Annotated in this window: 25 protein-coding genes; 17 read left to right on the top strand and 8 right to left on the bottom strand. The window is 66.5% G+C overall.

Features of this window, described 5'->3' with window-relative positions; all coding sequences use genetic code 11:
* The first annotated feature begins 22 nt into the window (after positions 1-22).
* From AN936_RS21070 to AN936_RS21060, 3 genes are all read left to right on the top strand, one after another.
* The gene (locus AN936_RS21070) at positions 23-976 is read left to right on the top strand and encodes a GAF domain-containing protein (protein WP_054590473.1); all 954 of its coding nucleotides are present in this window, start codon (positions 23-25) and stop codon (positions 974-976) included.
* 142 nt (positions 977-1,118) lie between these two features.
* Entirely contained in the window at positions 1,119-2,642 is a 1,524-nt protein-coding gene (adh, locus tag AN936_RS21065) for an aldehyde dehydrogenase (RefSeq protein ID WP_054589790.1), read from the top strand.
* Between the two features lie 53 nt (positions 2,643-2,695).
* Positions 2,696-3,058 (top strand): DUF779 domain-containing protein, encoded by a 363-nt coding sequence (locus AN936_RS21060; protein ID WP_054589789.1) that lies wholly within the window; start codon positions 2,696-2,698, stop codon positions 3,056-3,058.
* A 168-nt stretch (positions 3,059-3,226) separates the two neighbouring features.
* Here the strand turns inward: AN936_RS21060 and ligD are convergent, their stop codons facing one another.
* The gene (gene ligD / locus AN936_RS21055) at positions 3,227-5,743 is read right to left on the bottom strand and encodes a DNA ligase D (protein ID WP_054589788.1); all 2,517 of its coding nucleotides are present in this window, start codon (positions 5,741-5,743) and stop codon (positions 3,227-3,229) included.
* A 1-nt stretch (position 5,744) separates the two neighbouring features.
* Entirely contained in the window at positions 5,745-6,635 is an 891-nt protein-coding gene (locus AN936_RS21050; protein ID WP_054589787.1) for a Ku protein, read from the bottom strand.
* 131 nt (positions 6,636-6,766) lie between these two features.
* Here AN936_RS21050 and AN936_RS21045 point away from each other — a divergent pair, with 131 nt between their 5' ends.
* The 13 genes from AN936_RS21045 (at position 6,767) to AN936_RS20985 (ending at position 16,666) form a co-directional block, all read left to right on the top strand.
* Positions 6,767-6,970 carry a zinc-finger domain-containing protein gene (locus tag AN936_RS21045; protein WP_054589786.1) on the top strand — a complete coding sequence of 68 codons (204 nt, stop codon included), beginning with the start codon at positions 6,767-6,769 and terminating at the stop codon, positions 6,968-6,970.
* A gap of 252 nt (positions 6,971-7,222) precedes the next feature.
* Positions 7,223-7,702 carry a hypothetical protein gene (locus tag AN936_RS21040; RefSeq protein ID WP_201782947.1) on the top strand — a complete coding sequence of 160 codons (480 nt, stop codon included), beginning with the start codon at positions 7,223-7,225 and terminating at the stop codon, positions 7,700-7,702.
* An 82-nt stretch (positions 7,703-7,784) separates the two neighbouring features.
* A complete protein-coding gene (locus AN936_RS21035; protein WP_158500123.1) occupies positions 7,785-8,339 on the top strand; it encodes a DUF4402 domain-containing protein in 555 nt (184 codons plus the stop codon).
* Between the two features lie 231 nt (positions 8,340-8,570).
* Positions 8,571-10,013 (top strand): metalloprotease TldD, encoded by a 1,443-nt coding sequence (gene tldD / locus AN936_RS21030; protein ID WP_054589784.1) that lies wholly within the window; start codon positions 8,571-8,573, stop codon positions 10,011-10,013.
* Position 10,014: 1 nt separating this feature from the next.
* The gene (locus AN936_RS21025; RefSeq protein ID WP_054589783.1) at positions 10,015-10,386 is read left to right on the top strand and encodes a hypothetical protein; all 372 of its coding nucleotides are present in this window, start codon (positions 10,015-10,017) and stop codon (positions 10,384-10,386) included.
* A gap of 71 nt (positions 10,387-10,457) precedes the next feature.
* Positions 10,458-11,681 carry a hypothetical protein gene (locus AN936_RS21020; protein ID WP_054589782.1) on the top strand — a complete coding sequence of 408 codons (1,224 nt, stop codon included), beginning with the start codon at positions 10,458-10,460 and terminating at the stop codon, positions 11,679-11,681.
* Positions 11,682-11,946: 265 nt separating this feature from the next.
* Positions 11,947-12,351 (top strand): hypothetical protein, encoded by a 405-nt coding sequence (locus tag AN936_RS21015; RefSeq protein ID WP_054589781.1) that lies wholly within the window; start codon positions 11,947-11,949, stop codon positions 12,349-12,351.
* Between the two features lie 120 nt (positions 12,352-12,471).
* Positions 12,472-13,038, top strand: a complete 567-nt coding sequence (locus AN936_RS21010; protein ID WP_054589780.1) for a DUF924 family protein — start codon at positions 12,472-12,474, stop codon at positions 13,036-13,038.
* 34 nt (positions 13,039-13,072) lie between these two features.
* Entirely contained in the window at positions 13,073-13,636 is a 564-nt protein-coding gene (locus AN936_RS21005) for a pyridoxamine 5'-phosphate oxidase family protein (RefSeq protein WP_054589779.1), read from the top strand.
* The gene (locus AN936_RS21000) at positions 13,636-13,848 is read left to right on the top strand and encodes a DUF2007 domain-containing protein (RefSeq protein ID WP_054589778.1); all 213 of its coding nucleotides are present in this window, start codon (positions 13,636-13,638) and stop codon (positions 13,846-13,848) included. Before AN936_RS21005 ends, AN936_RS21000 begins: the two co-directional genes overlap by 1 nt.
* Positions 13,849-13,917: 69 nt before the next feature.
* On the top strand, positions 13,918-14,619 hold the full coding sequence (locus AN936_RS20995) for an endonuclease/exonuclease/phosphatase family protein (RefSeq protein ID WP_054589777.1): 702 nt from the start codon (positions 13,918-13,920) through the stop codon (positions 14,617-14,619).
* Between the two features lie 329 nt (positions 14,620-14,948).
* On the top strand, positions 14,949-15,287 hold the full coding sequence (locus AN936_RS20990) for a P-II family nitrogen regulator (protein WP_054590471.1): 339 nt from the start codon (positions 14,949-14,951) through the stop codon (positions 15,285-15,287).
* A 17-nt stretch (positions 15,288-15,304) separates the two neighbouring features.
* Positions 15,305-16,666: an ammonium transporter gene (locus AN936_RS20985; protein ID WP_054590470.1), complete on the top strand. Its 1,362-nt coding sequence runs from the start codon at positions 15,305-15,307 to the stop codon at positions 16,664-16,666.
* A 344-nt stretch (positions 16,667-17,010) separates the two neighbouring features.
* Here the strand turns inward: AN936_RS20985 and AN936_RS20980 are convergent, their stop codons facing one another.
* Together AN936_RS20980 and AN936_RS20975 are read right to left on the bottom strand one after the other, a co-directional pair.
* Positions 17,011-17,472: a hypothetical protein gene (locus tag AN936_RS20980; RefSeq protein ID WP_054589776.1), complete on the bottom strand. Its 462-nt coding sequence runs from the start codon at positions 17,470-17,472 to the stop codon at positions 17,011-17,013.
* 10 nt (positions 17,473-17,482) lie between these two features.
* Positions 17,483-17,857 (bottom strand): VOC family protein, encoded by a 375-nt coding sequence (locus AN936_RS20975; protein ID WP_054589775.1) that lies wholly within the window; start codon positions 17,855-17,857, stop codon positions 17,483-17,485.
* Between the two features lie 97 nt (positions 17,858-17,954).
* On the opposite strand from AN936_RS20975, the gene AN936_RS20970 reads away from it, so the two are divergent.
* Positions 17,955-18,494 (top strand): winged helix-turn-helix transcriptional regulator, encoded by a 540-nt coding sequence (locus AN936_RS20970; RefSeq protein WP_149037739.1) that lies wholly within the window; start codon positions 17,955-17,957, stop codon positions 18,492-18,494.
* 75 nt (positions 18,495-18,569) lie between these two features.
* Here the strand turns inward: AN936_RS20970 and AN936_RS20965 are convergent, their stop codons facing one another.
* From AN936_RS20965 to AN936_RS20950, 4 genes are all read right to left on the bottom strand, one after another.
* Positions 18,570-20,156 carry a GMC family oxidoreductase gene (locus AN936_RS20965; RefSeq protein WP_054589773.1) on the bottom strand — a complete coding sequence of 529 codons (1,587 nt, stop codon included), beginning with the start codon at positions 20,154-20,156 and terminating at the stop codon, positions 18,570-18,572.
* 184 nt (positions 20,157-20,340) lie between these two features.
* Entirely contained in the window at positions 20,341-21,255 is a 915-nt protein-coding gene (locus AN936_RS20960; RefSeq protein WP_054589772.1) for a sterol desaturase family protein, read from the bottom strand.
* Positions 21,248-21,790: a hypothetical protein gene (locus AN936_RS20955; protein WP_234715667.1), complete on the bottom strand. Its 543-nt coding sequence runs from the start codon at positions 21,788-21,790 to the stop codon at positions 21,248-21,250. Before AN936_RS20955 ends, AN936_RS20960 begins: the two co-directional genes overlap by 8 nt.
* Entirely contained in the window at positions 21,787-22,221 is a 435-nt protein-coding gene (locus AN936_RS20950) for a TIGR01244 family sulfur transferase (protein WP_054589771.1), read from the bottom strand. The genes AN936_RS20955 and AN936_RS20950 overlap by 4 nt, the downstream gene beginning before the upstream one ends.
* Between the last annotated feature and the right edge of the window lie 31 nt (positions 22,222-22,252).

The raw sequence follows: 22,252 nt of genomic DNA, 5'->3' as shown, positions 1-22,252 counted from the left end.
CATGATGGCGGCGAGAGGATCGATGACCGAGGCATCCCATCAGCACGCCGAACAGGTGTTCGACACGGTGCGCTCGCCGCGCCGCGCGGCGGTGTCGCCGGTCGCGGCGTCGTGGTGCCGCTCGGCGCTGCACCACCGGCTCGACCCCGCATCCGAAGGCAAGCGCGAGCTGCTCGATGCGCGCGCGATCGCCGAGCGGCGCGAGGCGCACGAACCGCTGCTGGCGGTGGCTATCCCGGTGCTCGACCAGATGTTCCGCGCGGTCGGGCGGTCGGGCTGCGGCGTCTTTCTGAGCGACGCGAGCGGCGCGATCCTCGACCACCGGATCGGCGACGGCGACGAGGGCGGCTTTGCCGAGGCGGGGCTGGTCACCGGCGGCCGCTGGGGCGAGGCCGAGGAGGGCACCAACGGCATCGGGACCTGTCTGTTCGAGGACAAGCCGGTGATCATCCACCGCGACCAGCATTTCGCGAGCCGCAACATCGACATCAGTTGCATGGATGCGCCGGTGCACGACCCGCACGGGCGGCTGATCGCGGCGCTCGACGTGTCGAGCTGCCGCGACGACCATGGCCCGGCGATGGCCGAGGCAGTCGGCGCGCTAGTCCGCGACGCGGCGCGGCGGATCGAGCGCGACTATTTCTGCCGCCATTTCGAGGGGGCGCGGATCATCTTCCTCGGCGATGCACCCGCCGGCTGGGAATTGCTGGCCGCCGACCGCGACGACCTGGTGATCGGCGCCAGCCGCGCGGCGCGCCAGCGGCTGGGTGTCACCGACGCGATGCTCGAACGCCCGCGCCCGGTCGCGCAACTGATGGGCGGCGATGCGGCGCCGTCGTTCGAACAGGCCGACCGGACGATCCTGCGCCAGGCGCTGGCGCAGGCGGGCGGCAATGCCAGCGAGGCGGCGCGGCTGCTCGGTATCGGGCGCGCGACGCTCTATCGCCGCATGGCGCGCGCGGGGCTGCGCGGCTGACCGGCGCGACCTGTCTCGGCAGCGAGACAGGTTGGCTTGCCCCGCGATCCCGGCGGCTTTCGTTTGCGCGGCGCGGGTGAAATGCTCGCCCCCGACAACGCCGGTCCCGATTCGGCGCTGCATTTGGGAAGAGGACAGAGATATGGACGCCTTGGTTCAGGACCGCGCCGCGACGCTGCGGGCACCGTTTGCGGATCGTTACGACAATTTCATCGGCGGCAAGTTCGTCGCCCCCCGTTCGGGCCGCTATTTCGACAATATCTCGCCGGTCACCGGCAAGCCGGTCGGCCAGATCGCGCGCTCGGACGCCGCCGATATCGAGGCGGCGCTCGATGCCGCGCATGCCGCGAAGGACGCGTGGGGCCGCACCTCGGTCGCCGAACGCGCGCTGATCCTCAATCGCATCGCCGACCGCATGGAAGCGAATCTGGAGAAGCTCGCGACCGCCGAGACGTGGGACAACGGCAAGCCGATCCGCGAGACGATGGCCGCCGACCTGCCGCTGGCGATCGACCATTTCCGCTATTTCGCCGGTGCGATCCGCGCGCAGGAAGGCTCGCTGGGCGAGATCGACGACGACACCGTCGCCTATCATTTCCACGAACCGCTGGGCGTCGTCGGGCAGATCATCCCGTGGAACTTCCCGCTGCTGATGGCGTGCTGGAAGCTCGCGCCGGCGCTCGCCGCGGGCAATTGCGTCGTGCTGAAGCCCGCCGAGCAGACCCCGGCGTCGATCATGGTCTGGGCCGAGCTGGTCGCCGACCTGCTGCCGCCGGGCGTGCTCAACATCGTCAACGGCTTCGGGCTGGAGGCGGGCAAGCCGCTCGCCTCGTCGAACCGCATCGCCAAGATCGCCTTCACCGGGGAGACCACCACGGGCCGGCTGATCATGCAATATGCCAGCGAGAATCTGATTCCGGTGACGCTCGAACTCGGCGGCAAGTCGCCGAACATCTTCTTCGAGGATGTGCTGCGCGAGGACGACGATTATTTCGACAAGGCGATCGAGGGTTTCGTGATGTTCGCGCTCAACCAGGGCGAGGTCTGCACCTGCCCAAGCCGCGCGCTGATCCACGAGAAAATCTATGACCGCTTCATGGAGCGGGCGCTGAAACGCGTCGAGGCGATCGTGCAGGGCAACCCGCTCGACCCCGCGACGATGATCGGCGCGCAGGCCTCGTCCGAACAGCGCGAGAAGATCCTCTCCTATTTCGACATCGGCCGGCAGGAAGGCGCCGAAGTGCTGATCGGCGGCGCGGCGGCCGAGCTCGGCGGCGAATTTGCCGACGGCTATTATATCAAGCCGACCGTGCTCAAGGGCCACAACAAGATGCGGATCTTCCAGGAGGAGATTTTCGGGCCCGTCGTTTCGGTGACGACCTTCAGGGACGATGCCGAAGCGCTCGAAATCGCCAACGACACCCTCTATGGCCTCGGCGCCGGGGTGTGGAGCCGCGATGCCAACACCTGCTACCGTTTCGGCCGCGCGATCAAGGCCGGGCGCGTGTGGACCAACTGCTATCACGCCTATCCCGCGCATGCGGCGTTCGGCGGCTACAAGCAGTCGGGCATCGGGCGCGAGAATCACAAGATGATGCTCGACCATTATCAGCAGACGAAAAATCTGCTGGTAAGCTACAGCCCTAAAAAGCTCGGCTTTTTCTGACCTCCCCGGCCCGCGCGCAGCCGCGCGCGGGCCATCCTGTCGAAAGGCGCCGCATGACCGCCCGCGTTGTCGCCACCGATCCGGCCCTTGCCCTGATCGCCGAGCTTCAGGCCGAATATGGCGACATATTGTTCCACCAGTCGGGCGGCTGCTGCGACGGGTCGTCGCCGATGTGCTACCCGGCCGGCGATTTCCGCCTCGGCGCGGGCGATATCCATCTTGGCGATGTCGGCGGCGCGCCCGTCTATATCGGCCGCGCGCAGGGCGATGCGTGGGCGCATACCCAGCTCATCCTCGACGTCGTGCCCGGCCGCGGCGGAATGTTCAGCCTCGACAACGGCCGCGAACAGCGGTTCCTGACCCGCGGGCGGGTGTTCGACGAGGCGGAGCGGCGGGAATTGGGGATCGACCGGTAACGGCCGGTAGCGGACCTAACCATCGTGATCCCCGGCGAAAGCCGGGGCCCAGATCACGATCGCGCAAACGTCGGCTTTCTATCGCCCTGGGCCCCGGCTTTCGCCGGGGTACAGATTAGGGGTAACGACAGCTCACCACCCCAATGCCGTCCTTCCTCGCGCAGCCTGCTACAGCGCCGGCAGTTTCTGGCTCGCAAACCCCCAGCCCTTGAGTTCGGCGCTGCCCGCGCGTTCGAGCAGTGCGGCGGCATCCTTGATCGTCCACGCCCCGGCGCTTTCGATATCGGCGAGCGCATCCCAGCCGACCGGCACCGCGACCGGCGCGCCCTCGCGGGCGCGGGCCGAGTAAGGCATGATCGCGGTGCTGCCGCGCTGGTTGCGGAGGTAATCGATGAAGATCTTGCCCTTGCGCTTCGCCTTGCTCATCGTCGCGACATAGCGGTCGGGCTCGGCGAGGCTCAGCGCTTCGGCAAAGCGTTTCGAGAAATCCTTGTGCGCGTCCCAGTCATGCCCCGGATCGAGCGGCACGACGACATGCACCCCCTTGCCGCCCGAGAGCATCGCGAAGCTGACGAGGCCGATATCGGCGAGCTGGCGGCGGATGTCGGCGGCCGCCTTTTTCACATCGGCGAACGCGAGCCCTTCGTCGGGGTCGAGGTCGAAAACCATGCGGTCGGGCTTTTCGAGCGCGTCGACATGGCTGCCCCAGCCGTGGAACTCGATCGTCCCCATCTGGACGCAGGCAAGAATGCCGTCGGCGTCGTCGACATAAAGATAATCCTCGTGCCCGCCGTCCTTCTCGCGGATCGGGATGTGGTGGACATGGTCGCCGAACGAACCGCTGTCGTGTTTCTGGAAGAAGCATTTTTTCGCGCGCCCCTGCGGGCAGCGGACGAGGCTGATCGGGCGGCGCGCCATGTGCGGCAGCATCACCGGTGCGATCGCGGCGTAATAGTCCGCGAGATCGCCCTTGGTCGCCTTGGCCTCGGGAAAGATCACGCGGTCGCGGCTGCTGATCGTCACGTCGCTCGCCGGTTCGGGCGCCGGCTGCTGCTTTTCGGGGGTCACCTCTTTCGCCTCCTTGTCGCGGCGCAGGCCGAGAAAACTGGCATGGCGCACCGAGCCGCCCGCCGTGAATTCGGCAAAGGCGATTTCGGCGACCAGATCGGGCTTCAGCCAATGGACCTTGCGCGCGACCGTCGCATCGACGTCGAGCGGCGCCGTCTTGCGTTCGCGCGCCGCAAATTTCTTCGCGAGGTCGGCCATCGTCGCGGCGTCGAAACCGGTGCCGACATTGCCCTTGTAGACGAGCTTGCCTTTCTCGCGCTGGGCGAGGAGGAGCGAGGCAAAGGCGCGGCCCTTGGCCGATGACGGGTTCCAGCCGACGAGGATGAACTCCTGACGGCGGGTACATTTGACCTTCACCCAGTTTTTCGAGCGGCGGCCCGAATAAGCGGCGTCGGCGCGCTTCGAGATGATGCCCTCCTGCCCGGCGCCGCACATCGCGGCATAGAGCGTCTCGCCGGCGCCGATGACATGATCGGCGACCGCGATCGGGGGCTGCGCGTGGCGGAGTAGCGCTTCGAGCCGTTCCTTGCGTTCGAGATTGCCGAGTTTGGCAAGCGATTTGCCGCTTTCTTCGAGCAGGTCGAAGGCAAAAAAACTAAGGTCATTATCCTCACCCTGTTCGCCGTGACCGCGTTTCAGCACCGCCTGCAAGGCCGAGAAGTCGGGATTGCCGTCCTTGCCATAAGCGACGATCTCTCCATCGATCAGGCACGGCGGCAGATCGAGCGCCGCGATGTGGCGGACGAGCGGGGCGAACTTGTCGGTCCAGTCGAGGCCGTTGCGCGTGAAGACTCGGACGTCGGAGCCTGCCGCAGCGATTTCGGCGCGATAGCCGTCATATTTGATCTCGTGGAACCAGCCGTTGCCGCCGGGCACCGCGTCAACGAGCGTCGCGAGCTGGAGCGGGCGGAATTTCGGCGGCTTGCCGCGTGCCTTCGGTTTGGCGACGGGTTTGGCGACCTGTTTGTTATGTGCCGTGGCGGCGGCCATCTTCTTCGCGAAAGCCGCGCCCTTCGCGCCCTGCAGCGACTGCTCGCCGCCCTTGTCGGCGGCAATGTCGGCCATCGTCCGGTCGGTGAGGACGCTGGTGAGCTGACGCCCCACCAGGTCGTCGGCACCCCCGGCAAAAGCATCGTCGACCTTGCGCAGCAGCCAGTTCTCGCGCTTCTCGCCCGGGCGCGGCTTCATGCGGACGAGCAGCCATTCGCCCTTCATCCGTTCGCCGTCGAGGGTGAAATGGAGATGACCCTTTTCGATATCCTTGGCGCTCTTGCCCGCGATGGGCGCCCAGGTGCCGCGATCCCACAGCATCACCGTGCCGCCGCCATATTCGCCCTTGGGGATCACGCCTTCGAAATCGGCATAGCTCATCGGATGGTCTTCGGTGCGCACCGCGAGGCGCTTGTCGGCCGGATCGGCGCTCGGGCCTTTGGTGACCGCCCAGCTTTTGAGCACACCGTCGATTTCGAGGCGGAAATCATAGTGGAGCCGCGTCGCGTCATGCTTCTGGACGATGAAGCGGTTGCCGGCTCCCTTTTCGACCTTCCCTGCCGGTTCGGGGGTCAGCTTGAAGTCGCGCTTGGCATTATATCGGGCAAGGGGATCGGCGCGCGCCATGTCACGCGCGCTTGCGTTCCGGCGCCTTTCGCGCGGGTGCCTTCTTCGCCGCGGCTTTCTTCGCCGGTGCCTTCTTTTCGGCGGCGGCGGGCGGCTTTTTCTTGCCGTCGACCGACGCCTTCAGCGCCGCCATCAGGTCGATGACGTTCGAGCCGCGATCGATTGCGGCAGGCTCCTCGACATCCTCGAGGATCTTCCTGCCCTTGGCCTTCGCCTTCTTGGCGATCACGCGCTTCAGCGCGTCGACATAATGATTATGATAGTCCGACGCGTCGAACTTGCCGCTTTTCTTGCCGATCAGCGTTTCGGCGAGATCGAGCAGGTCGGCGTCGGGCTTGCCGCTGCCGACGTCGCGGAAATAATTCGCCGCCTTGTTCACCTCGTCGGCGTAGCGCAGCACTTCGAGCACCAGCCCGCGCCCGCACGGCCGGAGCGCGACGAGCTGCTCCTGCCCGCGCAGCGACAGCTGGCCAAGCCCGACCTTCTTCGTGCGTTTGAGCGCCTCGCGCAGCACGATATAGGCCTCTTCGGCGAGCTCGTCGGCGGGGACGACATAATAGGGCTTGGTATAATAGAGGACGTCGATCTCGTCGGTGCCGACAAACTGAACGAGTTCGAGCGTGCGCTTGCTTTCGAGCTTCACCGCCTCGATCTCGTCCTCTTCGAGCAGGACATAATTGCCCTTCGACATCTCGTAACCCTTGACGATGTCGTCGGTGTCGATCGGCCCAATGCCGGGAACGATCTTTTCATATTTGACCGGCTTGCCGCTCGGTTCGTGGATCTGGCGAAAGCTGATCGCCGCGCCCGATTTGGTCGCCGGATAGATTTCGACCGGGATCGACACCAGCGCGAGCCGGATCTGTCCTTTCCAATAAGCGCGTGCCGCCATGATTCACCTCTGCTTCGGGCCGGGGCTCCCACCCGAGTCCCAATGCATGGCGGCGCGCGGCGTTCCCGGCGCACCGGAATCGACTTTCAACCGATTGCGGGGGGGCGCACCGCTTGCTATGGGCGCGTTCGATGAGCAACGCCGCCCCCGCCCCCGAAACGATCCGCACGCCCAAGACCCGCATCGCCTGCGACGGGACCGGCGACGGGCTTGCCGACGCCGCGCTCGGCCACCCGCGCGTCTGGCTCGAGATCGATACCGACGAAGGCTTTGCCGACTGCGGCTATTGCGACCGGCGCTTCATCCTCATCGGCGGGATCGCCGATAAAGGTTAGGCGCCGGCGGGATCGCCGATAAGGGCTAGGCGCCGACGGGCGAATCCCGGCCCGGCTTCATCCCCCATGCTGATCGGACGGCATCTGCCGTCTCCAGCCTTGGTTTGTCGGCCGCTGGGACGGGCAAAGCCGCCACTCCTGCGAACCTGTCAAACGCCCCGTATTTTTTTGGTGGGGGTGTCTCCATGCGCCGGTGTCTTACCGCCGGAAGGAGAAATGCTTTCTCCTGCACCGATCAGAATGGAGAAAAACGTGGCATTCCTTTGTCGTCGTCTGGCTTTGTCCGCCGGAGCCTTGGCCTATATCGTGGCGTTGGTGCCGGTGAGTGCGCCGGCGGCCGCCCAGAGCTGGGAGAGCGTCCGCACCTGCCGCGGTCTCGACGGCAGAAGCCGGGTGAATTGCGAGCGCGAGCAGGAACGCGAGCGCGAACGTGAGCGCGTGCGTTGGGACAAGGACCGCTACGACCGCAAGGATCGCCACGCCCGTGACCGCGAACGCGACCGCCGCGAATGGGAGCGCAAGAAGCGGAAGGACGCCAAGAAGGACGGCGTCGTGGCGGGCGCGGTCGGCGCGGTTGTGGTCGGCGGCATCGTCGCGGCGATCGCCAGCAGCGAAAACAAGAAGAAGAAGGAACGCCAGCGCCGCGAATATTGCGAGGACCGCTATGGCACCTATGACGTCAAGAGCGACAGCTATCGCGCGTCCGATGGCCGCTGGTATCCGTGCGAGTGAGGGTAAACGCAGTTTTTACCACACCCGTGCATCCTCGATGAAGGTCGCCCTGGCATGGTCTGTGCCAGACAGGAGCAGAATCGTGGGGATTCGAGGGACCAGAAACTGTCGGGGCGCCGCGCGCGCCCTGACCATCGGCATGGCGGCGGCGGGTGCCGCGCTGTGCGGGCCGGCCAGCGCGGCCGATACCAGTGTCACGGCCAATGCGGCGATCGTCCGCCCGAACACGCTGATCAAGACCGACGATCTCGATTTCGGGACGCTGGTCAGCGGCGCGACGGGCGGCACGGTTACCGTCAATGCGCTGACCGGCGCGCGTACGACGAGCGGCGGCGTGTCGCCGGTCGGCAACGACGCGCAGCGCGCGGTCTTTCAGGGCACCGGCGGCATCCTGCTGATCACCGTTTCGGGCAGCACCTCGGTGACGCTGGCGCGCGCCGGCGGCGGCGCGCCGACGATGACCGCCAGCCTCGTCCGCGCCGCGAGCACCAGCGGCGGCGGCATCGCGCTGCTCGGCTCGACGCTGCTGCCGAGCGGCGTGCAAACCTATTATATCGGCGGCACGCTGACCGTTCCAGCGAACCAGCCCGACGGCGATTATAGCGGGACGTTCACGCTGACCGTAAACTATCTCTAGATTAGCGTCTGCTTTCAACCGAACGCGGACATTCCCCTCTTCGTCACCCCGGACTTGATCCGGGGTCCATGACTTGGTGCCGCAGTGGACCCCGGATCAAGTCCGGGATGACGAAAATGCGGGAAGCAACGTCCGCTCTCCAACCCAAGACCGACACCCCGGCTCGCGCGTGCTATCAACTCGCTGCGAACGGGCCTTTGCGTCGATGGCTCGCGCCCCTATATCGGCGTGATGACAAGCCCGACCGACCCCCGCCGCTTTCTCTACCGCGCCGACGCGCTCGACCCCGATCTGGCGCAGAAGCTGGCGCGCGAAGCGCTCGCCAAGGCGGACGACGGCGAGCTGTACCTGCAATATCGCGCGACCGAGAGCTTCGGTTTCGACGACGGGCGGCTGAAGACCGCCGATTATTCGACCGACGCCGGTTTCGGTCTGCGCGCGGTGTCGGGCGAGATGACGGGCTTTGCGCATGCGAGCGACGTCAGTGCCGGGGCGATCCGCCGCGCCGCCGAGACGCTGGCCTTGCTCGACCCGGCGACGCAGGCCCCCGCCGGCCCGCCGCCGCGCACCAACCGCCATCTTTATGACGAGGCGAACCCGCTCGACCTTATTCCCTTCGCGAAGAAGGTCGAGCTGTGCCAGCAGGTCGATGCCGCCGCGCGGGCGCGCGATCCGCGCGTCGTGCAGGTCTCGGTGGCGCTCGCGGGAAGCTGGTCGGTGGTCGAGATCGTCCGCGCCGACGGTTTCCTCGCCACCGACATCCGCCCGCTCGTCCGGCTCAACGTCTCGATCGTCGTCGAGGAGAATGGGCGGCGCGAGAGCGGCTATTTCGGCCTCGGTGGCCGGTACATGTACGATCACCTGTTCGAGGAAGCGCAGTGGAACCGCGCGATCGACGAGGCGCTGAGCCAGGCGCTCGTCAACCTTCGCGCGGTCGATGCGCCGGCGGGCGAATTCACCGTGCTGCTCGGCCCCGGCTGGCCCGGCGTGCTGCTCCACGAAGCGGTCGGCCACGGGCTCGAGGGCGATTTCAACCGCAAGGGCACCAGCGCCTTTTCGGGAAGAATTGGGGAACGTGTCGCGGCGCCCGGCGTGACGGTCGTCGACGACGGCGCAATGGAAAGCCCGGTCGGCGGCGGCCGCCGCGGCTCGCTCAGCATCGACGACGAAGGCACGCCGACCGGCGAGACGGTGCTGATCGAGGACGGCATCCTCAAGGGCTATATGCAGGACCGCCTCAACGCGCGGCTGATGGGCGTCGAGCCGACCGGCAACGGACGGCGAGAAAGCTTCGCCCACGCGCCGATGCCGCGGATGACCAACACCTTCATGCGCGGCGGAGGCGACGATCCCGCCGAACTGCTGAGCCGCGTCAAGAACGGCATTTTCGCGAAAAGCTTCGGCGGCGGACAGGTCGATATCGTGTCGGGCAAGTTCGTCTTTTCCTGCACCGAGGCGTACAAGATCGAGAACGGCAAATTGGGCGACTCGATCAAGGGGGCGACCCTGATCGGCGACGGGCCGAGCGTGCTGACCAAGGTCACCGGCATCGGCAACGACATGGCGATCGACGAGGGCATCGGCATCTGCGGCAAGGGTGGCCAGAGCGTCCCCGCCGGGGTCGGCCAGCCGACGCTGCTGGTCAGCGGGCTGACGGTGGGCGGGACGGCCTGACATGAGCGAGTGGCCCGCTGCTGCCGATTTCTATAATCGCCAGCGTGCCGCCGACCCGGCGTTCGATGTCATCGAGGATATGTACCGAAGCCGCAGGCCATGGAACGACCTGTCGGACCGGCCTGCCAGCTGGTTCGAACTGGTCAAGATCGTCCGGTCGGTCTTCGGCGTTTCGATCGATGAGGCGCATCGCCTGATCCTCGCGCACGCCGGCTTCCGTCGGCTGACCCAGGCCGCAATCGACACCGATCCGGGCTGTGCCCGCTATGTCCGCCGGGGCATCGTCCGCGGACGGATGGCAGAGATCGCCGAGCTACAGGGTGAGCGGCCTGTGATCCGCCTCACTTGGCCTTCGCCCGCGCCGCGTCTATAGCTCGTTCAAACATACCGAAGAATCGGGTCGCATCATCCGCGGGGCCATGCCCCTGCAAGAGGGGGGTTATCATGCGTTCGAGTCTGCGTTTCGTTTCCGTCGCCGCGATTGCCGCGATGCTCGCCGCCGTTCCGGGGTCGGCGCAAAAGTCGACCGGACCCAAGGAACGTTACGAGATGGACGTCGCGACGATGTCGGGGTTCGCCGCGATGGGCGGCGGCAAGGGCGGCATCGGCGGTGCGATGGGGATGATGTTCGGCGGCGATCCGGCGAGCAAGGTCGCCTATACGCTCGACCTCCGCCTCGGTTCGAACGACGCGCCGACCGCGCCGCCGCCGAAGGGCGACCATTTCTTTCAGCCGCAGGCCAAGGTCGGCAAGTCGCTGCCGCTGATCGCGCCCGAACGCGGGACGCCCGACCTGCCCGGCGATTTCGAACGGCCGAAGGGCCGCCTGCTCCTCTATTGGGGCTGCGGCGCCAAAGCGGGCCCGGGGCAGCCGGTGATCATCGACTTCGCCAAGGTCGCCGCGGGCCAGATGCCGCCGGGGCTGATGTCGACCGCGGTGCCGATCATCCGCGAAGTGTCGGCGGCGAACAGCCGTTCCTATACCCACTGGCCGAACGGCAAGGGCAAGCAGCCCTCGTCGGGATCGTCGCTGCTCGGGGCGCACCGCATCGCGAGCAATTATGGCTCCGACATCAATTTCACCCTCGCGCAGGATTATATGCCCGGCCTGCAGGCGTCGACCGCGATCCAGCCCGACGGGTCGGTGATGATCCGCTGGGGCGCGCTCCAGCCCGCCACGGGTTACGCGGCCTGGGCCTTCGGCGGCATGGACCGCGCCGGCAGCGGTGGCGACGTCGTGTGGTGGACGAGCAGCGCGACGAAGGAATTCGGCGGCGGGCTGTGGGACTGGTTGCCGCCGGCGACCGTCGCGAACCTGATCACCAAGAAGATCGTGATGCCGCCGAGCCAGACGAGCTGCCAGATCCCGGCCGAGGTCAAGAAGGCCTCGGGTGACATGCTGGTCGGCAATCTCAACGCCTTCGGGCCCGAGGCCAATTTCTCCTATCCGCCGAAGCCCTCGGGCAATGCGGTGTGGAACATCGACTGGACCGCGAAGGTGCGCTTCCGTTCGCACACGATGCTGCTGATCGGCGCCGATTTCGGCGGCATGGGTGCCATGGGCGGCGCGGCGAGCGGCGGCAGCGATGACGGCGCGCCCGCCGAAAAGCCCAAGAAGAAGAAATGCAAGGGTCCGCTCGGCATCCCGCTTCCCGACGGCGCCTGCTGAGCTCCGCGGAGGGAATGGCGGGTTTCGGCCGATAGTTGCCATCAATGCTGTGTACCCCGGCGAAAGCCGGGGCCCAGAGCGCCATAGCGCAATCTTTGCTTTCCGACGCCCTGGGCCCCGGCTTTCGCCGGGGTACACGGTAAGGGCAACGTCCGCTCCCCACCCCAAAGCCGACCTCTTGCTGGCTTTTCAGTCAGGCGCCGTTCACACGATGAGGCGTAAGAAAACCGCGGGGAGCTGAGTCATGAAGTACAGGAGTCGTATCATGCGTCCGCTCATATTCACCATCCTTGCCGCGGCTGCCATCGCGGCCGCGCCCGGCGTCGCCGCGGCGAAAGACAAGCTCGCCCCCGAAGCGAAGCTCGAGAAATTGCTCGACGGCCGCATCGCGGGCGCGCCGCAGGATTGCATCCCGCTTTCCTCGGTCAGCAGCAGCCAGATCATCGACAAGACCGCGATCGTCTATCGCGTCGGCAGCACCCTGTGGGTCAACCGCCCGAAGGGCGGCGCGCAGACGCTGAACGACGACGATATTCTTGTGACCAAGCTGACCGGCAGCCAGCTGTGCAGCATCGACACCGTCGAACTGCGCGACCGGACGAGCCATATGTACAGCGGTTTCGTCTCGCTCGGCGAGTTCGTGCCCTATCGCCGCGCCAAGGCGGAGTAGAAGCCCGCTCCAAACTATCTGCCGTCATCCCGGCGGAGGCCGGGATCTCTTCGTGGCGAAAAATCGTTAGGTTGAGATCCCGGCCTTCGCCGGGATGACGATGTATACGAAGGATCGGCCTTGCCTTACGAAAATATCGCTCCCCCCGCCGACTGGGCGCGGCAATTGCTCGCCTTCTGGTTCGACGCGCACGGCATGGACGACTGGTTCGGTGGCGGTCCCGGTTTCGATGCCGACCTCGGCGCGCTGGTACAGGACTGGCGCGCCGCGCTGCGCTCGCTGCCCGCCGCGAGTTTCCTGACCGATCCCGAGACCGCGCTCGCGGCGATCCTGCTGTTCGATCAGGTGCCGCGCAACCTGCACCGCGGCGACGCCGAAGCCTTTGCCACCGACAGCCTCGCCGTCGCGATCGCGCGCGGCGTCGTCGAGCGCGGCTGGGACCGCGACTGGCCCGACGAGCGCCGCGTCTTCGCCTATCTGCCCTTCGAACATAGCGAGGATATCGCCGACCAGCGCGAATCGCTGCGCCTCATGGCGCAGCTCGCCGATCCCTCGTTCCTCGAATATGCGCAGCAGCATTTCGATATCATCGACCGCTTCGGCCGTTTCCCGCATCGCAACGCCGCTCTCGGCCGTGCATCGCGCCCCGGCGAGGAAGCCGCGATAGAAGAGGGCAAGAATTGGTGATAGAGCCGTTGCGAACCCTTGCGGAGCCCCGACGATGGCCGAATTCACCGAGACGCTGACCGACAAGCATATCGCCTTCATCGCGAAGCAGCCGGTCTTCTTCACCGCGACCGCCGCGGCCGACGGACGCATCAACCTGTCGCCGAAAGGCTATGCCGACACGTTTCGCACGCTGTCCGAAACGCAGGTCGCCTATCTCGACTTCGGCGGATCGGGGAACGAGACGCACGCGCATCTGGCGGCGGATGGGCGGATCACGATCATGTTCTGCGCCTTCGACCGCAGCGCGCTGATCCTGCGCATCTACGGCCGCGGGCGCGCGGTGTTGCCGCAGGATGCCGATTGGGCGGCGGTCGCGGCACATTTCACGCTGCTCCCCGGCACCCGCCAGATCTTCGTCATCGATGTGACAAGCGTCCAGACGAGCTGCGGCTGGGGCGTGCCGATGATGGAACTCAGCCACGAACGCGACACGCTGCAGAAATATCACCGGCAGGCCGACCCGGTATTGTGGGTCGAAAAATTCAAGGAACGCGACCGCAGCATCGACGGGTTGCCTACGCGGCCGACCGATCGCTTCATTACGGGCGATGCCTGATGCCGCTCGTCGAGCTGGTCCGCCTGCCGAACGGTGCCGAAGCCGAATTGCTGCGCGGCCGCCTCGAAAGCGCCGGGGTGCACGCCGTATGTTTCGACGCGGGGATGAACATCGCCGAAAGCGTCGGGCTGCTCATCCCGGTGCGGCTGATGGTGCTGGACGAGGATCTGGACGAGGCGAAGGCGTTGCTCGCCGCGTTCGACGCGCGATGAACGCAACCGAATCGGCGGCCCGTTCGTCCTGATCAAGAGACAAGCCAAGGAAAGCAGCCCCTCTCCCCCATGATCAAGGTCGCCAGTTACAATATGCGCAAGGGCATCGGGCTCGACCGCCGCCGCGATCCGGGGCGCGTGCTGTCGGTGCTCGGCGAGCTCGACGCCGACATCGTCGCGCTGCAGGAAGCCGACCGGCGTTTCGGCACCCGCGCGAGCGCGATCCCGCCGCACATGTTCGCCGAGCATAGCGATTATGTCCCGGTCGACCTGCTCGATGGTCGCCCCTATGCCATCGGCTGGCACGGCAATGCGCTGCTCGTCCGCAAGGGCGCCGAAGTCGAGGAGAGCCACGCCCTCCACCTGCCGACGCTCGAACCCAGAGGGGCCGTCGCCGCGACGATCCGCCTCGGCGATACCCGATTGCGGGTGGTCGGCATGCACCTCGACATTTCGGGACTCCGCCGCCGCCAGCAGGCGCGCGCGATCCTGAACCATGTCGCCGAGGGCGAAGAATTGCCGACGATCCTGATGGGCGATTGCAACGAATGGCGCGCGTCGGGCGGCTGCCTGGCCGATTTCGGCGCCCGGCACCGGCTGGTCGATACCGGACACAGCTTTCACAGCCGCCGCCCGGTGGCGAAACTCGACCGTATCTTCGCCTCGCCCGACCTCGAGGCAATCGAGGCCGGGGTTCACCGCAGCCCGCTCGCGGCGCGCGCGTCGGACCATCTGCCGATCTGGGCCCGCTTCGCGAAGGCCGACGGATAGCCGCAAGCGGCACTATCCGGATGCCATGACCGCCATGGGTGGGGAGCGGACGTTGCCCCATCCACTCTCGTCCCGGGCTTGATCCGGGATCCACGGCGGCGCCGTGTCATGGACCCCGGATCAAGTCCGGGGTGACGGGACGAAATGTCCGCCTCCGCGGCTCCAGCTGCACAAAAAATAGGCATAGCGTTGCTCAGCCTGCCCATTTGACGACCGTTTCCATCGTGGTTGCGCCGCAAATCTTCACAAAATGTCAATTCTTCCCGCCCGTGCGCAATTTGGCACGGCTGTTGCACCGCAACATTTGGCAGCAAGCAGAAGGGGGCATCATGAAGCTGATCCTGGCTATCATCAAACCGTTCAAGCTCGACGAGGTGCGCGAAGCGCTCACCGGGCTGGGTATCGCCGGCATGACCGTGACCGAGGTCAAGGGGTTCGGCCGGCAAAAGGGGCAGACTGAAATCTATCGCGGCGCCGAATATGCGACCAATATGGTCCCGAAGGTGAAGATCGAACTCGTCTGCGACGACGCGCTCGCATCGCGGGTGGTCGAAACGCTCCAGCAAAGCGCCGGCACCGGCTCGATCGGCGACGGCAAGATCTTCGTCCTCGATGTGGGTCAGGCGGTGCGCATCCGCACCGGCGAGACCGGCGAGGCGGCTCTCTAATGACGAAGGGGGAAAATATGACGTTCGCAAAGAAGATTGCGGCCGGCGCCGGGGCCACGGGCCTCGCGCTGTTCGCCGCGCTGCCCGTATGGGCGCAGGAAGCCGCCGCCGCGGCGCCCGAACCCGTCGTCGACAAGGGCGACACCGCGTGGATGATGATGTCCACCGTGCTCGTGCTGGCGATGATCCTGCCCGGCCTCGCGCTGTTTTACGGCGGCCTGACGCGCACCAAGAACATGCTCTCGACGATGACGCAGATCGGCGCGCTCGCCTGTCTCGCGATGATCGTCTGGGTCTGCTACGGCTACGGCCTCGCTTTCGGGCCCGAAGGCAATGCCTTCATCGCGTGGGGCAAATTCTTCCTTGCCGGCGTGACCCCCGACAGCCTTGCCGACACGTTCAGCGACGGCTTCAAGCTGCCCGAATATGTGTTCATCAGCTTCCAGATGACCTTTGCCGCGATCACCCTCGCGCTCGTCATCGGCGCGACGGTCGAACGCATGAAATTCTCGGCGGCGCTCGTCTTCGGCCTGATCTGGCTGACGATCGTCTATTTCCCGATCGCGCATATGGTGTGGGCGGCCGGCGGCTTCCTCTTCGAAGGCGGAATGTTCGGCACTGAATTGCCGGCAGCGCTCGACTTCGCGGGCGGCACGGTGGTGCACATCAACGCCGGCGTCTCGGCGCTCGTCGCTTCGCTGATCCTCGGCAAGCGCATCGGCTACCAGAAGGAAATCATGGCACCGCACTCGCTGACGCTGACCATGGTCGGCACCGGCCTCCTCTGGGTGGGCTGGTTCGGCTTCAACGCCGGTTCGGCGCTCGAGGCCAACGGTTCGGCGGCGCTGGCGATGATCAACACCTTCGTCGCCACCGCATCGGCCGGCCTGTTCTGGATGATCGCCGAGAAGGTCGCCGGCCACAAGCCTTCGGCGCTCGGCTTCTGCTCGGGCATCATCGCGGGCCTCGTCGCCGTGACGCCGGCTGCGGGCAATTCGGGGCCGTTCGGCGCCATCGTCCTCGGCGCGGTCGCTTCGCTGATCTGCTTCTATGCGGTGACCGTCCTCAAGCCGAAGCTCGGCTATGACGACGCGCTCGACGCCTTCGGCATCCACGGCATCGGCGGCATCGTCGGCGCGATCGGCACCGGCATCGTCTATGCGCCGAGCCTCGGCGGCCCCGGCGGCGACGATTTCGCCATGGGTCCGCAGATCGCAACCCAGATCATCGCGGTTATCGTCGCGATCGTCTGGGCCGTCATCGGCACGACGATCGCGGTCTACATCGCCAAGGCGCTCACCGGCCTCCGGGTTTCGGAAGAGGTCGAACGCGAAGGGCTCGACCTCGGCGAACATGGCGAGCGTGCCTATAATATCTGACGAGACAGGATACCCGCCGCCGCGCTCTCTCCTCTTTCAAAAGGGCGGCGGGATCCTACCGGGGTTCCTCCTGCGAACCACTGGCCGGGGCTTGTCCCCGGCCTCTTTTTTGATCGCCAGCGGCCAGGTTCGCGATGGCTATCCCGCCTCATTTTTGCCCGGTTTTTTTGTGCACACAAAGGGCATTCGGCAAAGCGAAATTACCCCTTTCCAACATGACATTAATGTGGCATTCATTGCGTCAACAGTTTCAGGAGGGGAGAGCCTGAAAGGCTGGGCCGGGACGCAAGTCCCGGCCCTCTTTTTTTGTGCGCAGCATGTGCATCACAAAGAAACGGCGGTTTTCAGCCCTTGTTGCGGCGATAGTGCAGCACGGCAAAGACGCGCCAACCGCCGTCGGCCTGCAGGACCGAATCGCTGACGGTCAGCGTTCCGTCCGTATCGAGCGCATAGGTCGAGCGGCCGATCTCGACATCGGCGCTGCCCCAATGAGTCCACCAGACCGGCCCTTCGATGCCCCCCGAAACGGGGCGCGTACGGCCATAGCTGTCGGTCCATTTTCCACTGACCCGGCCCTTCGTATCCAGCCCGTAATCCGCCTCCGCCGAATAGTGCACCGGCGGCGTTCCATCGATGCTCAGGCGATAGGCAAGCGACGTCGCGCCGCCTTCGCCGGGTGCAATCTCCAGCGTCGCGGTCGCCGGCTTGCCGAACGCTTCGCCCGCCCCGCTCCAACTGCCGTGCCAGGCGGCGAGCGATGGCGATTCGGCAGGCGTCGCCGGCGCGATCAGGCCACCACCGCCCACCAGAGCGGCGTCACGCCGCCATCTCGGACTGCGAGAACATGAAGGCGTTGCCGTCGGGGTCGTAGAAGGTGATCAGCTTCACCAGTCCGGGGATATGCTGGATGTCGCCATCCTGCCGCACGCCTTCGGCATCGAGATGCGCCTTCGCCGCGTCGATGTCGGCCACCTCGAACACATTGGTCGCGCCGCCGCCCTGCGTCACGCTTTCGACCTCGCTGAGCCCGATGTTGACCCCCGCCATCGGCGTCGCGAGTTCGCACCAGCCGATTTCGTCGGCGCGGTAGAGCAGCTTGCACAGCATCACCCGCTCATACCATGCGATCGACGCGGTCATGTCGCGGACCCCCATCGAACAGGTGAGTTCGGATCCGATCTGAAGCGCCATGTCTGTCCTCCCGTTGTCAGAGGGAAATCGACCATCGCAGGAATCATCCGGCCCAAGTCGCTTGCCCCTATGGTCCGGTTTGTATAGTTAGTTGCAAATGCGGTCAACCACAGCCGATCCCTTGCTTGTCCAGCTTGGCAGCCATCGCTGGCTGGTGCCGCTGCTCGCCGATCTGGCGGCCCACCGCGGCGCGCGCTTCGTCGAGCTGGTGCACCGGCTGGGCCTGCCGCGCGACAGCCTGACGCGCACCCTCGACGCCGCCGCGGCGCTCGGCTGGGTGCAGCGCAACCCCGGGCACGGCCACCCGCTGCGCCCCGAATATATCCTCACCGAGGCGGGCCAGTTCGCCGCCACGCGCGCCGCGACGATTGCCGAAGCGCAACGCGCGATCGGCCTGCCCCCCGGGGCCGCGACGCGCTGGGGCCTGCCGCTCGTCGCCGGGATCGGCGCCGGGCATGGCCGCTTCAACGCGCTGTCGCGCCTGCTCGCCCCCGCGACGCCGCGCGCGCTGTCGCAGGGGTTGACCGCGCTCGGCAGGCATGGGCTGGTGACGCGCGAAATCCTCGACCTGCGCCCGCCGGCGAGCTGCTATGAACTGACGGAGAATGGGCAGCGGCTGGCCGCCGCCTGCACTTAATGTACCCCGGCGAAAGCCGGGGCCCAGAGGCTTGGCGTGAACTCTCGTGGGCCCCGGCTTTCGCCGGGGTACAGTTTAATTCAGCGCCGCCTTCACGAAATCGGCGGCGCGTTCGCCGATCATGATGCTCGGCGCGTTGGTGTTGCCGCTGACCAGTCGCGGCATGATGCTCGCGTCGGCGACCCACAGCCCCTCGATGCCGTTCAGCTTCAGCGCCGGATCGACCACCGCATCGGCGTCGCTGCCCATCCGGCACGTGCCGGCGGGGTGATAGACGGTATCGGCGCGGCTGCGGATCAGCGCGTCGAGCGCGGCATCGTCGCCCAGATCGACCGGATGGCGGTCGACCCCGGCATAGTCCGACAGCGGCGGCGCCGCAGCGATGCGGTGCATCATCCGCACCCCCGCGCGCAAGGTCGCCATGTCGCGGTCGTCGGTCAGGAAGCCCGGATCGATCAGCGGCGCCGCGGCGGCATCGGGGGAGGCAAGCGTTACCGACCCGCGGCTTTCGGGACGCAGGACGCAGGCGTGGCAGGAAAAACCATGTCCCTTCACCTTCGTCCGTCCATGGTCCTCTAGCATCGCGGGAACGAAATGATACTGGATGTCGGGCGCGGGCAGGTCGGGGTGCGATTTCCAGAAGCCGCCCGCCTCGGCGAAGCAGGTCGTCATGATCCCGGTCCGTTTCGTCCGATGCTCGAAGATCGCCTTGACCATCCGCCAGGTGCCGCCGGCGCTGTCGCCGAACGGGTCGGTCGAGCGCGTCTCCCAGCTCGACACATAGTCGATATGGTCCTGCAGGTTCGCGCCGACGCCGGCCCGGTCGAGCGCGACGTCGATGCCCTTGTCCTTCAGATGCGCGCCCGGCCCGATCCCCGACAGCATCAGGATTTGCGGGCTGTTGAACGCGCCCGCCGACAGGATCACGCCGCCCCGCGCGCGCAGCGTCTCGCGCTTCGATCCGCGGCGGATGACGACGCCGGTCGCGCGGCCATCCTCGACGACGATCCTTTCGACCAGCGCGCCGGTGCGGACCGCGAAATTGCCATGCGCGCGCAGCGGCTCGACATAGGCGCGCGCCGCCGACCAGCGCTCGCCCGCCTTCTGCGTCACCTGATAGAGGCCGAAGCCTTCCTGATGGGCGCCGTTGAAATCGGCGGTGCGCGGCAGTTGCAGCGCCGCGGCGCTTTCGACGAACCGCCGGCTGGTCACATTGGTCCAGCGCTGGTCCATGACATGGAGCGGGCCGTCGGCGCCGTGCCATTCGTCGGCGCCGCGCTCATTGCCCTCGCTGCGCTTGAAGAAGGGCAGCACGTCGGCGTAGCTCCACCCCGTCGCGCCGAGTGACGCCCACTGGTCGTAATCGAAGGCAGCCCCGCGGATATAGACCATCGCGTTGATCGCGCTCGACCCGCCGAGCCCGCGGCCGCGCGGCTGGTAGCCGACCCGGCCGTTCAGCCCGCGCTGCGGCACCGTCTCGTAGCGATAGTTGGACGCATCGGGGATGAAAGGCATGAAACCCGGCGTCTTGACCCGGATCGTGTCGTTGCGGCCGCCCGCCTCGATCAGGCAGACCGTCCGCCTCCCGTCCTCGGCGAGCCGCCCCGCCGCCGCACTCCCCGCGCTGCCGCCGCCGATAACGATGATGTCGAACTGATCCATAAGCCGCTCCCCTCGCCACCCGTGCGGTGGTCATTGGGATGCTTACATGAATGTCATTAGGGAGCGAAGCAAGAGCGAGATCGCATAGTTCAACGTCACCCCGGACTTGATCCGGGGCCTGCCTTGTTTTGAAAAAAGAAAAGGCGGGTGCCGGGTCAAGCCCGGCATGACGGCAAAGGGAGAATTACTCCGCCGGTTCCTCGACCCGCCGTCCCGCCGCCCAGCGTTCCTTGATCATCGCGCTCGTCGCGCGGCTGCCGTCGTGGCTCCAGCCGGGCTCGCGCCACATATAGCCGAGCTTGTGCCGCCACGGCGCGTGCCAGACGTCCTTCGCGATGCCGACCCATTCGTGGACCGCGGCCCACAGGATGTTGAAGCTGCCGAGCTGCTTCACGATGCCATAGCGCACCGGCTCGTCGTCGCGTTCGGCGACGAAGCTGCCGAACATTTTGTCCCAGATGATGAAAACGCCGGCATAGTTGGCGTCGAGGTAGCGCGGATTGACGCCGTGATGGACGCGGTGATGCGACGGGGTGTTCATCACCGCCTCGAACCATTTCGGCATCCGCCTGATCGCCTCGGTATGGATCCAGAACTGGTAGATCAGGTTGAGCCCGGCGCAGAAAAAGACCATCGCGGGCGGAAAGCCGATCAGGAACAAGGGCATGCGGAAGAGGAAGGTCAGGCTGAAAAAGCCGGTCCACGTCTGCCGCAGCGCGGTCGAGAGATTATAATGCTGCGAGCTGTGGTGGATGACATGGCTCGCCCAGAACCAGCGCACGCGGTGCGCGCTGCGATGGAAGGCGTAATAGGCCAGGTCGTCGAGGAAGAAGCAGAGGATCCACGCCCACCACCAGCTTTTGAATTCGATCCCGATGTCGACCAGCCGATATTGATAGACCCAGACCGACATGCCGATCACCGCCGCGCCGACGAGCGCCCCCGCGACCTGACTGACCGTTCCGAGCATCAGCGACGTCAGCGTGTCGCGCGCCTCGTAACGGCTCCTGTCGCGCCGCAGCGAGAGGATCATCTCGGCGATCAGCAGCAGGATGAAAGCGGGGACCGCATAGACGACGGGATCGGGAAGCTCAGGCACGGTTGGTTGTCCCTTCTGACGAAGGGGCAGCGGCACCGGCCCGCTCCCCCACCCGGCCTCCCATTTCAGGATACTCAGTGGGAGGCCGGGTGGGGGAGCGGGCCGGTGCCGCTGCGTTCGGCTCCGCCGAACGCCCCGAAAGCGTTCGCATCCGGCTCGCCCACATCCCCGCATCCTTTCCCAGTTGCAGCGTCACCGCGCCGAAGGTCTTCTCCGGCATCGTCAGCGTCAGGAAATCCTTGTCGAGCCGCCCCACGACGCTGGCGTCGACCGGCCGCGCCGCAAAGAAATTGCCGTGCGCGCGCACCAGCATCATCCGCCCCTCGGCATTGCGGACGATCGCCGCGAAACCGGCGCGGTCGCGCGCGACCTCGACGCCATGAAACCCGGCCTCGGCCTCTTCGGCAAGGCGGATCGCATGATCGGCATCGGCGATACGCGGGTCGGCGCCAAGCCCCATCCGCTTGACCAGCCAGGCGACGAAGATCACCGCGACGAGCGATGCGCCGAGCTGGATCAAAGCGGCCTGATTCATTTTTCCCCCGCGAGCGCGTCCAGCATCGGCCGCAGCCCCGACAGATCGTAACCCGCCTTCGCCGCCGCATCGACGATGCCGCCGACATCGTCGCCGGCGCGGGCGCGGGTCAGCGCCCAGAGGTGCGTCGAGCGTGTCCCCGAGCGGCAGTAAGCGAGGATCGGCCCCGTCGCGTGCGACAATATCTTGTCGAGCGCGTCGATCTGCGCATGGCTGAACCCCGCATGGCCGACCGGGATCGCGGCATAGGCGAGCCCCTCGGCCGCGGCCGCGTGGGCGATGTCGTCGCCCTGCGGCGCCGACGGTTCCTCGCCATCGGGACGGTTGTTGAGCACCATCGCAAAACCTTGCGCCTTGGCCTCCGCGACATCTTCGATGCCGATTTGCGGCGCGACGCTGAACTGGGCGGACAGGGGACGAAAATCGCTCATGACCGCGATCTACTCCTGCGACCCGCGTGCT

It is taken from the genome of Sphingopyxis macrogoltabida (assembly GCF_001307295.1).
GTDB lineage: Bacteria > Pseudomonadota > Alphaproteobacteria > Sphingomonadales > Sphingomonadaceae > Sphingopyxis > Sphingopyxis macrogoltabida_B.
The sequence above is the reverse complement of the archived record's forward strand: the minus strand, read 5'-3'. Positions and strand labels throughout refer to the sequence as shown.